Source organism: Buttiauxella noackiae ATCC 51607 (assembly GCF_001654865.1).
Lineage (GTDB): Bacteria > Pseudomonadota > Gammaproteobacteria > Enterobacterales > Enterobacteriaceae > Buttiauxella > Buttiauxella noackiae.
Map to the genome: position 1 here is coordinate 44,572 of NZ_LXEO01000058.1, position 12,249 is coordinate 56,820.

A 12,249-nucleotide genomic window follows, 5' to 3' on the forward strand; every position below is an offset into this window, starting at 1 on the left:
AAATGAGCTATGCATTTCCAGGCACGTTTCCTGGCCGCCGTATGCGCCGCGTCCGTCGCCATGATTTCAGCCGTCGCCTTGTGGCGGAGAATCAACTAACGGTTAACGACTTGATCTACCCTGTTTTTGTGATGGAAGGTCAGAATCGTCAGGAAGAAGTGGCGTCAATGCCGGGCGTTTACCGTATGACTATCGATTTACTGCTCAAAGAAGCGGAAGCCGTTGCGAAGCTGGGTGTACCGGTACTGTCCCTGTTCCCGGTCATCGAGAGCGCTGGAAAGTCTCTGCATGCTGAAGAAGCTTATAATCCGAATGGTCTGGTTCAGCGTGCAGTTCGTGCACTGAAAGATGCCGTGCCGGAATTAGGTCTGCTGACTGATGTGGCGCTTGATCCGTATACCACTCACGGCCAGGATGGCGTAATTGATGCAGACGGTTACGTTATTAACGACATTACGCGTGAAATTCTGGTGCGGCAGGCACTGTCTCATGCAGAAGCCGGGGCTGAAATCATCGCGCCAAGCGATATGATGGATGGTCGTATAGGAGCAATTCGCGACCAGCTTGAGCTGGATGGTTTTGTGAATACCCAGATTATGTCTTATGCCGCGAAATACGCATCGTGCTATTACGGCCCGTTCCGTGACGCAATTGGTTCATCCGGCAACTTGAAAGGTGGCAATAAAAAAACCTATCAGATGGACCCGGCCAATGGCGATGAAGCGTTGCAAGAAGTTGCGCAGGATCTGCAAGAAGGTGCTGATATGGTGATGGTGAAACCAGGTATGCCGTATCTGGATGTGGTTCGCCGCGTGAAAGACACCTTTGGCGTGCCGACTTTCGCCTACCAGGTTTCTGGTGAATATGCGATGCATATGGCCGCAATCCAGAACGGTTGGTTGGCAGAAAAACCGGCTATCATGGAATCGTTGCTGTGCTTTAAACGCGCTGGGGCAGATGGCGTGTTGACGTACTTCTCGAAGCGTGTAGCGCAGTGGCTACACGATGAGCAAATGCAGCGCTAGAGTCAAAATGTAGGGCCAGTCATCGCTGGCCTTTTTTACGTCTTTTTGAAATCCGTATTCTTCACGCTCTGCATCACTTGTTTATTCAACAAGTTGAGCAGCAGCATAGAGCGGGCTTCTCCGTCCGGTTCGCTAAAAATCGCCTCCAGACCTTCGAACGCCCCTTCGGTTATCACCACGCGATCGCCTTCGTACGGCGTATCCGGGTCCAGAACGTTCTCTGGGGTGTGGTTGATGAGCTGCTCAATCACATCACTCGGTACAGTAGCCGGCAGGCTGCCGAAACGAACGAAATGGCTCACACCGCGCGTGGAGTTTATGGTTGTAGTATGAATATTTTCAGGGTCAAACCGGACAAACATATAGTTTGGGAATAATGGTTCATCGACCGCAGTGCGTTTGCCTCGAACGATCTTTTCAATTTTGATCATCGGGGTAAGGCAATTCACTTCCTGACGCTCGAGATGCTCTTGCGCCCGTAGTAATTGACCTCGTTTGCAGTACAACAAATACCAGGATTCCATAGTTTCTCTTTTCCTCATTAATCGAGGAAGAATAGCAAAAGGCCGTTATCAGGGATAGACGGCTCAGGTATAACCAATCACTGATTGGTCATCAGATAAGCATTTACGCGTTATTAACAAAAATACAGCATGCTGTGCATGAAGCCCGTATAATGAGCGCCAAATCCTGACTACGATTAATTGCATGAAATACCACGACCTACGCGACTTTCTGGAACTACTCGAACAACGCGGTGAGCTAAAGCGTATCGCAATGCCAGTCGATCCGTACCTGGAAATGACTGAAATTGCCGATCGTACTTTGCGCGCCAATGGTCCTGCGCTGCTTTTTGAGAACCCTAAAGGGTACGACATGCCAGTGTTGTGCAACCTGTTTGGCACGCCAAAACGTGTCGCGATGGGGATGGGGCAGGAAGATGTGTCGGCGCTGCGCGAAGTGGGTAAGTTACTGGCCTTCCTGAAAGAGCCGGAGCCACCGAAAGGTTTCCGCGACTTGTTCGATAAACTGCCACAGTTTAAGCAAGTCCTGAATATGCCGACTAAGCGGCTGCGTAACGCCCCTTGTCAGGAACAAATTTGGGAAGGTGATGAAGTCGATTTATCCCGCATCCCTATCATGCAATGCTGGCCGGAAGATGCGGCACCGCTGATTACCTGGGGTCTGACGGTAACGCGTGGCCCGCATAAAGAGCGTCAGAATCTGGGCATTTATCGCCAGCAGCTTATTGGTAAAAACAAACTGATCATGCGTTGGTTGTCGCATCGCGGCGGTGCGCTTGATTTCCAGGAGTGGTGTGCTGAACATCCGGGTGAGCATTTCCCAGTTTCAGTTGCTTTAGGCGCAGATCCTGCGACTATTCTTGGCGCGGTAACGCCGGTGCCTGATACGCTTTCCGAATATGCGTTCGCCGGTTTGCTACGTGGCACAAAAACCGAAGTCGTGAAGTGTATTTCCAACGATCTCGAAGTGCCTGCCAGTGCGGAAATTGTGCTGGAAGGCTATATCGAGCCAGGTGAAATGGCACCGGAAGGGCCATATGGTGACCACACGGGTTACTACAATGAAGTAGATGACTTCCCGGTATTTACCGTGACGCATATTACTCAGCGGCAGAATGCTATTTATCACTCAACTTACACCGGACGCCCACCGGATGAGCCCGCGGTTCTGGGTGTTGCGCTGAATGAAGTGTTTGTGCCGATTCTGCAAAAGCAGTTCCCGGAAATTGTTGATTTTTATCTGCCGCCGGAAGGCTGCTCTTATCGCCTTGCGGTTGTCACCATTAAGAAGCAGTACGCGGGCCATGCTAAACGCGTGATGATGGGAGTCTGGTCTTTCCTGCGACAGTTTATGTACACCAAGTTTGTCATCGTTTGTGATGATGATGTCAACGCGCGTGACTGGAACGATGTAATTTGGGCCATCACCACGCGTATGGACCCGGCGCGTGATACCGTACTGGTAGAAAACACGCCAATTGATTACCTGGATTTTGCCTCGCCGGTTTCCGGTCTTGGTTCAAAAATGGGACTGGATGCCACCAATAAATGGCCTGGGGAAACCCAACGTGAATGGGGTCGTCCTATTAAGAAAGATGCAGAAGTATGTGCGCGTATTGATGCAATCTGGTATGAACTGGCTATTTTCGACGACAGTAAAAACGCCTGAGTGGCGGATTTTACGGTTTTGCATTATTGACCCGACAGAGGGGAAGCATGACAACCTTAAGCTGTAAAGTGACCTCGGTAGAAGCGATAACTGATACGGTATATCGCGTTCGATTACTGCCGGAAGCGAAGTTCTCCTTTCAGGCCGGGCAGTATTTGATGGTGGTGATGGATGAGCGCGACAAACGCCCGTTCTCCATGGCATCCACGCCGAGCGACCACGAGTTTATCGAGCTGCACATTGGCGCGTCAGAGATTAATCTGTACGCCATGGCGGTGATGGACCGTATTTTGAAAGAAAAAGAGATCGTTGTTGATATTCCACACGGCGACGCCTGGCTGCGTGACGACGAAGATCGTCCGCTGATTCTGATTGCAGGCGGCACCGGCTTCTCTTATGTGCGTTCAATTTTGCTGACGGCTCTTGCGCGTAATCCACAACGTGAAATCGCGATTTACTGGGGCGGCCGTGAAGATAAACATCTTTATGATCTGTCTGAGCTGGAAGCGCTGTCCGTGGTTCACCCAAATCTGCGTGTTGAAGCGGTTGTTGAACAACCGGAAGAAGGTTGGCGTGGACGTACTGGCACAGTGTTAACTGCGGTAATGCAGGATTACGGAACGCTTGCCGGGCACGACATCTATATTGCCGGGCGTTTTGAGATGGCGAAAATTGCCCGCGACTTGTTCTGCAATGAACGTAGCGCGCAGGTTGATCGTATGTTTGGTGATGCGTTCTCATTTATCTGATGCATAAAGGCCACCGTTTTCTACGGTGGCCAAGTGTTAACAACGTTTATTCAAACGGTGTGTAATGGAAATAGAGCGGTTTTTTGTCTGATTCATACAGACACAGTATAGAGCCGAGCCTTTTTTGCGAACTGCTAATCGTTGCCACAACCTCGCTAGACACAGGCTGCTTGCCTAGCTTTTCTTCGTATCTGTTAATCTGAATCCCTTCGTTTTTTATTTTTGCTTGATTTAACAAGACCATCATATCTGGGCTGTTTTTCATGACCCGCTTTCCATACGCCAGGCAATCTTTAGCCATTTTGACATCACCAGATTCTGCTGCATTGGCCCCGATAGAGGCCAGACACAGGCTGGTCATCAGTAAAGCCTGAACAATCTTCATCTTATTCCCTTAATTAGAATGGCGTCATAGCCAGGCGAAATATAGAACGTTGAGATAGTCAGAGCAATATATGTACAACGAGGGAGGTTCGGGGAAAAGAAAAAACCCGCCCCTGACAGGCGGGAAAAACGGCAACTAAACTTTTTTCTGCCTCATTGAAGCTATAGCTTTGTTGGCTGCCTTAGTTCACCCCGGTCACATAGTTATCTATGCTCCCGGGGATTCACTCAGTTGCCGCCGTGCCATAGCACCAATGGCTTTGAAAAAACGACAAAGAAAACGTCTAAACGCGTTCAATTACAGTGGCAATACCCTGTCCCAACCCGATGCACATAGTGGCGAGGCCAAACTGCGCATCGCGACGTTCCATCAGATTCAACAACGTAGTGCTAATACGAGTACCGGAACAACCCAGCGGGTGACCCAGTGCAATCGCACCACCATTCAGGTTAATTTTGTCGTCGATCTTATCCATCAGGCCCAGATCTTTAATACATGGCAGGATCTGTGCGGCGAACGCTTCATTCATCTCAAACAGGTCGATATCAGCGGCAGTCAGGCCCGCTTTTTTCAACGCCAATTGTGATGCCGGAACCGGTCCGTAACCCATAATTGAAGGGTCACAGCCAACAACTGCCATAGAGCGAACATAAGCACGAATCTTCAGACCAAGCTCTTTGGCGCGTGATTCGCTCATCAGCAACATGGCGGAAGCGCCATCGGAAAGCGCAGAAGAGCTGCCTGCGGTGACGGTGCCGTTGATCGGGTCAAACGCCGGTTTCAGCGCCGCCAGCCCTTCAACGGTTGTTTCTGGACGAATGACTTCATCGTAATCAAAACGTTTGAGCACGCCGTCTGCGTCATGGCCGCTGGTCGGCAGAATTTCATTTTTGAAATGACCTGCTTCTGTCGCAGCCCAGGCTCGTTGGTGTGAACGAGCAGCAAACTGGTCCTGCATCTCACGGCTGATACCGTGCATGCGCGACAGCATTTCGGCGGTTAAGCCCATCATGCCAGCCGCTTTTGCAACGTTACGACTCAGACCCGGATGGAAATCAACACCGTAGCTCATCGGTACATGGCCCATATGTTCCACGCCGCCAATCAGACAAGCATGTGCATCACCGGTTTGAATCATACGAGCAGCATCGTGCAGTGCCTGCATTGAAGAACCGCACAACCGGTTTACGGTTACAGCCGGGACTGAATGTGGGATTTCTGCCAGCAGTGATGCATTACGCGCAATATTAAAACCTTGCTCCAGAGTTTGCTGCACGCATCCCCAATAAATATCATCGAGTGCTGCGGCTTCAAGTGCCGGGTTGCGTGAGAGAATCCCACGCATCAAATGGGCGGAAAGATCTTCCGCGCGCAGATTACGGAACGCCCCGCCTTTTGAACGGCCCATCGGGGTGCGGATGGCATCAACAATTACAACCTTTTCCATGATCACTCCTCAGGCACTTTTCAGGTCACTGGTTGGGCGCGCGGCTTCAACCGGTGGATAGTACGGCTCGTTACGGGACGCTTTTGTACGCAGACCATCAGGCACCTGGTATAGCGGGCCGAGATGCTCATACTGCTGGGCCATATCGAGATATTTGGCGCTGCCGATGGTGTCTAACCAGCGGAAGGCACCGCCGTGGAACGGAGGGAATCCCAGGCCGTAAACCAGAGCCATATCAGCTTCTGCCGGGCTTGCGATAATGCCTTCTTCCAGGCAACGCACCACTTCGTTGACCATTGGGATCATCATGCGAGCAATGATCTCTTCGTCGCTGAAGTTATGACGTGGCTTGCTGACATCTGCCAGCAGGCTGTCGGTGGCTTCGTCTTGTTCTTTACGGGGCTTGCCTTTGCTGTCTTGTTTGTAGCGATAGAAACCCTGCTGGGTTTTCTGGCCGTAACGGCCTGCGTCAAACATCGCATCAACCGCATCGCGGTAATCTTTTTGCATACGCTGTGGGAAACCAGCGGCCATAACAGCTTGCGCGTGGTGCGCGGTATCAATACCAACCACGTCTAGCAGATACGCCGGGCCCATTGGCCAACCGAACTGTTTTTCCATCACTTTGTCGATTTGACGGAAATCGGCACCGTCGCGCATCAGTTGGCTGAAACCTGCAAAGTACGGGAACAGCACGCGGTTGACGAAGAAGCCTGGGCAGTCGTTCACAACGATCGGGGTTTTGCCCATTTTGCTGGCCCACGCCACGACCTTCGCGATAGTTTGCTCAGACGTTTTATCTCCACGAATGACTTCGACTAACGGCATGCGATGCACAGGGTTAAAGAAGTGCATGCCGCAGAAGTTTTCCGGGCGCTTCAGGCTGTTTGCCAACTCGCCAATAGGAATGGTCGATGTGTTTGACGCCAGAACGGTATCTGGACGTACTTTATCTTCCACTTCTGCCAGAACGGCTTTCTTAACTTTCGGATTTTCAACAACCGCTTCAACCACTACATCGACACGCTCAAAACCGGCGTAATCGAGCGTCGGATGAATAGTGGCAATTACACCTGCCAGTTTCATGCCGTCGATTTTGCCGCGTTCGAGCTGTTTGTTCAGTAGCTTACTGGCCTCGTTAATACCCAGTTCCAGCGACTTCTCATTAATATCCTTCATTAATACCGGTACGCCTTTCCAGGCAGACTGGTAAGCAATGCCGCCGCCCATGATCCCGGCACCAAGAACGGCTGCCTGTTTCGGGGTTTCGGTATTTTTGGTCAGCTTTTTCGCCTGACCTTTTATGTATTGGTCGTTAAGGAAAATCCCGACCAGCGCACGGGCCTCATTGGAACGTGCCAACGGCACGAAACTTTGAGTCTCCAGTTTTAATGCTTCATCACGCCCCAGACGCGCCGCGGCTTCAATGGTTTTTACTGCCGTCATCGGAGCAGGGTAGTGTTTACCGGCAATTTGCATCACCATGCTCTTAGCAATGGTGAAGCTCATGGTGGCTTCGATTTTGCTCAGTTTCAGAGGTTGGAGTTTCGGTGCGCGTTTGGCTTTCCAGTCCAGATCGCCATTAATCGCCTGGCGCAGTATTGCCAGTGCGCCATCGCGCAGTTTTTCAGTTTTGACGACACCGTCAACTAAACCGAGTTTTTGTGCTTCAACTGCACCAACATCTTTCCCGGCGGTGATAATCTCCAGCGCGCTGTCAGCACCCAGTAAACGTGGCAGACGCACAGAGCCACCGAAACCAGGCATGATGCCCAGCTTGGTTTCCGGCAGGCCGATACGGGTGTCAGGCGTGGCCAGACGGTAATCTGTTGCCAGGACACATTCACATCCGCCGCCAAGGGCATAACCATTAACTGCCGAAATGGTAGGGACCGGTAAATCTTCCAGGCGATTGAAAACGCTGTTGGCGAATTGCAGCCAGTGAGTCAGTTGCTCCGCAGGAACCAGGAACAGCGACAGAAATTCGGTAATATCAGCGCCAACGATAAACGCTGCTTTATTGGAACTGAGCAGCAGGCCTTTTAACTGCGGCTGCTTTTCCAGCACATCCAGCGCGTGGCCGAGGCTTGCTACGGTCGCGGTGTCGAGTTTATTCACTGAGCCGGGTGCATCGAATACCAATTCTGCGATGCCATCTTCCAGCCAGTCGAGATGTAAGGTTTCACCTTGGTAGAGCATGTCAGTCTCCTGAATCCAGCAATGGGATCTGGTCGTACCAGATGGAGAGGAGTGTGGAATTGATGTTAATGAAATGCAAATAGCTCTTTAAATATTTGCAAAGATGATCACAGCCACTGGAAATAAGTTCGCAAACTTTACGGTGTGCTAAGATGCGTGGCGTTCAGTTTATGAAAAAAACAGAAGGGTAAATCATGGATTCACTGGCCTCACTTTATAAAGATCATGTGGCAACTTTGCAGGAGCGTACCCGCAATGTTCTGGCGCGTTTTAATCTCGACGCGCTGTTGATTCACTCGGGCGAGTTGGTCAACGTCTTCCTCGATGATCATCCGTATCCGTTCAAAGTTAACCCACAATTCAAAGCCTGGGTTCCGGTGACACAAGTGCCCAACTGCTGGCTGCTGGTGGATGGTGTTAACAAACCGAAACTGTGGTTCTACTTGCCGGTTGATTACTGGCACAACGTTGAGCCGCTGCCAGAATCCTTCTGGACTGACGAAATTGAAGTCATTGCTTTGCCAAAAGCAGATGGCATTGGCAGCCAGTTGCCTGCCGCACGTGGCAATATCGGTTACATCGGCCCTGTGCCAGAGCGTGCTGTGCAGCTTGAAATTCAGGGTGCGAATATCAATCCGAAAGGGGTGATTGATTACCTGCATTACCATCGCTCTTATAAAACAGATTATGAATTGGCGTGTATGCGTGAAGCGCAGAAAACCGCAGTGGTTGGCCACCAGGCAGCTCATGAAGCCTTCTTGTCTGGAATGAGCGAGTTTGATATCAACCTGGCTTATTTGACGGCAACCGGACACCGCGATACCGATGTGCCATATGGCAATATTGTGGCACTCAACGAGCACGCAGCAGTTCTGCACTACACCAAATTAGATAATCGCGCGCCTGCGGAAATGCGTAGCTTCCTTTTAGATGCTGGCGCGGAATACAACGGCTATGCGGCTGATTTAACGCGTACCTGGTCGGCTAATAGCGACAATGATTATGCTCAATTGGTGAAAGACGTTAACACCGAGCAACTTGCGTTAATTGACACCCTGAAAGCGGGGGTGCGCTATACCGATTATCATATTCAGTTCCATCAACGTATCGCGAAGTTGCTGAACCGCCATAAGCTAGTTACGGGCATTAGCGAAGAAGCGATGGTAGAAACCGGTATTACTGGGCCGTTTATGCCGCACGGTTTGGGTCACCCGTTGGGTCTGCAGGTTCATGATGTCGCTGGCTTCATGCAGGATGATACCGGTACGCACCTTGCTGCTCCTTCTCAATATCCGTATCTGCGCTGCACGCGTATTCTGGAGCCGCGTATGGTTCTGACTATCGAGCCGGGCATTTACTTCATTGAGTCTTTACTCGCGCCATGGCGCGAAGGCCAGTACAGCAAACACTTTGACTGGCAGCGCATTGAAGCAATGAAACCTTTCGGTGGTGTTCGCATTGAAGACAACGTCATTGTTTACGAAAACAGTGTTGAAAACATGACGCGTGATTTGAAACTGGCGTAATGGATAGCTGGCTGATTCCTGCTGAATCCGTCACGGTCAGTGAGGAAATCAAGAAAAGTCGTTTTATTACGCTGGTCGCGCATACGGCTGGCGTAATAGCGGCGAAAGCGTTTCTTGAAAAAATACGTTCTGAACACCCGGATGCCCGGCATCATTGCTGGGCCTGGGTGGCTGGTGCGCCGGATGACTCGCAGCAGTTAGGCTTTTCTGATGATGGCGAACCCGCAGGTACTGCTGGAAAACCAATGCTTGCCCAGCTTATGGGAAGTGGTATAGGTGAAATTACTGCTGTAGTCGTTCGCTACTCTGGCGGAATCAAACTCGGAACAGGCGGTTTGGTCAAAGCCTACGGCGGCGGGGTGCAGGCGGCATTAAACCAATTGCCTACTGTGCTCAAAGTTCCGTTAACCGAATATACTTTGCAATGTGACTACGCACAGCTTGCGGGAATCGAAACGCTACTCAAGCAGTACGACGGTATTGTGATGCAAAGTGATTTCCAGGCATCTGTACTATTACGTGTGGCATTGCCACAGGCAAAATTCACTGATTTTTCAGTCAGACTTGCTGATTTTAGCCGCGGTGCATTGCATTTATTGCCGGCTGAATAATAATTCCCTCTCGTTATTTTTTTGATAGTTAAGGAAGCGGCTGAAATGCATTTTCGCGCCATAACCCGAATCGTTGGTCTGTTAGTTATTCTTTTTTCCGTGACCATGATTATTCCAGGGTTGGTAGCTTTAATTTATCGCGATGGTGCTGGCCGAGCTTTTACCCAGACTTTCTTCGCAGCGTTACTCATTGGTTCTTTTTTGTGGTGGCCTAACAGACGACAGAAAAGTGAGCTCAAACCTCGAGAAGGGTTCCTGATCGTCGTATTGTTCTGGACAGTGCTGGGGAGTGTGGGGGCGTTGCCCTTTATTTTTGCGGAACAGCCTAATCTCACTATTACCGATGCGTTCTTTGAATCGTTCTCGGGCTTAACCACTACCGGGGCGACAACGCTCGTTGGGCTCGATACGCTTCCTCACGCCATTCTCTTTTATCGGCAGATGTTGCAGTGGTTCGGCGGTATGGGGATCATTGTTCTCGCCGTGGCAATTTTGCCGATACTGGGCGTCGGTGGGATGCAGCTTTATCGCGCTGAAATGCCGGGGCCGCTTAAAGATAATAAAATGCGTCCGCGTATCGCGGATACAGCAAAAACCCTGTGGCTCATCTATGTCTTGTTAACCGTTGCGTGCGCTCTGGCGCTCTGGTTTGCGGGCATGCCTGCATTTGATGCAATAGGCCATAGTTTTGCGACTATAGCTATTGGTGGTTTTTCCACTCATGACGCCAGTATTGGCTATTTCGATAGCCCAACAATTAACACTATTATCGCCATCTTCTTACTGATCTCCGGTTGTAACTATGGCCTGCACTTCTCTTTATTAAGTGGGCGTAATTTAAAAGTCTACTGGCGCGATCCTGAGTTCCGTATGTTCATTGGCGTGCAACTGACGCTGGTGGCTATTTGTACCCTGGTATTGTGGTTCCATAATACTTACCAGACTGCTTTGCTCACGCTGAACCAGGCATTCTTCCAGGTGGTATCGATGGCGACGACCGCCGGCTTCACCACCGACAGTATTGCGCGTTGGCCTCTGTTTTTACCTGTGTTGTTACTGTGCTCTGCTTTTATAGGTGGCTGTGCGGGTTCAACGGGTGGTGGGCTCAAGGTCATTCGTATTCTGTTGCTGTTCAAACAAGGCAACCGTGAACTTAAACGCCTCGTGCACCCCAACGCGGTATATAGCATCAAGCTTGGGAACCGTGCGTTACCGGAACGAATCCTTGAAGCGGTATGGGGATTCTTCTCTGCTTATGCACTGGTCTTTATCGTCAGCATGCTCGCGATTATTGCGACTGGCGTGGATGACTTCTCGGCCTTTGCTTCCGTTGCTGCAACATTAAATAACCTTGGCCCAGGGTTGGGTGTTGTGGCAGACAATTTTGCCAGCATGAACCCAGTGGCAAAATGGATATTGATTGCCAACATGCTGTTTGGCCGTCTTGAAGTGTTTACCTTACTCGTACTGTTCACGCCAACTTTCTGGCGAGAGTAACCGGAGCCTGTAGTGAGAACTTTGATTCTGTTTTCGACCCGTGATGGTCAAACTCGTGAGATTGCTTCTTATATAGCATCTGAGTTGAAAGAGCTTGGTGTAGAGAGCGATGTGGTTAATCTGCATCGCACCAAAGATATTGCCTGGGATAACTATGAGCGGGTCGTTATTGGTGCGTCTATTCGGTACGGACACTTTCATTCATCAGTTGCGGCGTTTGTGAAGAAGCATCAGCAAGCGCTGAACAACATCCCAAGCGCTTTCTTTTCCGTAAACCTGGTTGCACGCAAACCAGAGAAGCGTTCACCACAAACCAACTCTTATACACGTAAGTTCTTGTTGACCTCGCCGTGGCAACCAAATCACTGCGCCGTATTCGCTGGAGCACTGCGTTACCCGCGTTATCGTTGGTACGATCGCATGATGATTCGTTTGATTATGAAGATGACTGGTGGTGAAACGGATATTAGCAAAGAAGTTGTTTATACAGATTGGCCGCAGGTAGCTCGTTTTGCCCATGAGATAGTGCACTTAAACAGCAAATAGTGTCCAAAACACACGTTTTGGATAAAAAAAACGCGCTCAGTCATATTTTTGCAATAAACACTTGTCAGCTC

General features: G+C 50.4%; 11 protein-coding genes. 7 read left to right on the top strand and 4 right to left on the bottom strand.

The features are described 5' to 3' along the window. Positions 1-2: 2 nt before the first annotated feature. Entirely contained in the window at positions 3-1,025 is a 1,023-nt protein-coding gene (gene hemB, locus M979_RS18645) for a porphobilinogen synthase (protein ID WP_034461643.1), read from the top strand. Between the two features lie 35 nt (positions 1,026-1,060). On the opposite strand, the gene rfaH is transcribed toward hemB, so the two are convergent. Next, positions 1,061-1,549 (bottom strand): transcription/translation regulatory transformer protein RfaH, encoded by a 489-nt coding sequence (gene rfaH / locus M979_RS18650; protein WP_034461641.1) that lies wholly within the window; start codon positions 1,547-1,549, stop codon positions 1,061-1,063. A gap of 175 nt (positions 1,550-1,724) precedes the next feature. Here rfaH and ubiD point away from each other — a divergent pair, with 175 nt between their 5' ends. Then, positions 1,725-3,218 (top strand): 4-hydroxy-3-polyprenylbenzoate decarboxylase, encoded by a 1,494-nt coding sequence (ubiD, locus tag M979_RS18655; RefSeq protein ID WP_167350284.1) that lies wholly within the window; start codon positions 1,725-1,727, stop codon positions 3,216-3,218. Positions 3,219-3,265: 47 nt separating this feature from the next. Continuing rightward, positions 3,266-3,967, top strand: coding sequence for an NAD(P)H-flavin reductase (fre, locus tag M979_RS18660; RefSeq protein ID WP_034461638.1), 702 nt, complete (start codon positions 3,266-3,268; stop codon positions 3,965-3,967). Positions 3,968-4,013: 46 nt separating this feature from the next. On the opposite strand, the gene M979_RS18665 is transcribed toward fre, so the two are convergent. The 3 genes from M979_RS18665 to fadB all read right to left on the bottom strand — a co-directional run bounded on the left by M979_RS18665 (position 4,014) and on the right by fadB (position 7,998). Then, positions 4,014-4,352, bottom strand: coding sequence for a hypothetical protein (locus M979_RS18665; RefSeq protein ID WP_064556011.1), 339 nt, complete (start codon positions 4,350-4,352; stop codon positions 4,014-4,016). Positions 4,353-4,635: 283 nt separating this feature from the next. Beyond that, on the bottom strand, positions 4,636-5,799 hold the full coding sequence (gene fadA, locus M979_RS18670) for an acetyl-CoA C-acyltransferase FadA (protein ID WP_064556012.1): 1,164 nt from the start codon (positions 5,797-5,799) through the stop codon (positions 4,636-4,638). Between the two features lie 9 nt (positions 5,800-5,808). Continuing rightward, positions 5,809-7,998: a fatty acid oxidation complex subunit alpha FadB gene (gene fadB / locus M979_RS18675; protein ID WP_064556013.1), complete on the bottom strand. Its 2,190-nt coding sequence runs from the start codon at positions 7,996-7,998 to the stop codon at positions 5,809-5,811. Between the two features lie 194 nt (positions 7,999-8,192). On the opposite strand from fadB, the gene pepQ reads away from it, so the two are divergent. From pepQ to hemG, 4 genes are read left to right on the top strand one after another with little or no spacing between them, the layout of a single operon-like run. Further along, positions 8,193-9,524 carry a Xaa-Pro dipeptidase gene (gene pepQ / locus M979_RS18680; protein WP_034461632.1) on the top strand — a complete coding sequence of 444 codons (1,332 nt, stop codon included), beginning with the start codon at positions 8,193-8,195 and terminating at the stop codon, positions 9,522-9,524. Further along, positions 9,524-10,135 carry an IMPACT family protein gene (locus tag M979_RS18685; RefSeq protein WP_064556014.1) on the top strand — a complete coding sequence of 204 codons (612 nt, stop codon included), beginning with the start codon at positions 9,524-9,526 and terminating at the stop codon, positions 10,133-10,135. Before pepQ ends, M979_RS18685 begins: the two co-directional genes overlap by 1 nt. Before the next feature lie 45 nt (positions 10,136-10,180). Next, complete coding sequence (gene trkH / locus M979_RS18690; RefSeq protein ID WP_034461629.1) at positions 10,181-11,632, top strand: Trk system potassium transporter TrkH; 1,452 nt, start codon at positions 10,181-10,183, stop codon at positions 11,630-11,632. 12 nt (positions 11,633-11,644) lie between these two features. Then, a complete protein-coding gene (hemG, locus tag M979_RS18695; RefSeq protein ID WP_064556015.1) occupies positions 11,645-12,178 on the top strand; it encodes a menaquinone-dependent protoporphyrinogen IX dehydrogenase in 534 nt (177 codons plus the stop codon). Positions 12,179-12,249: the final 71 nt, after the last annotated feature.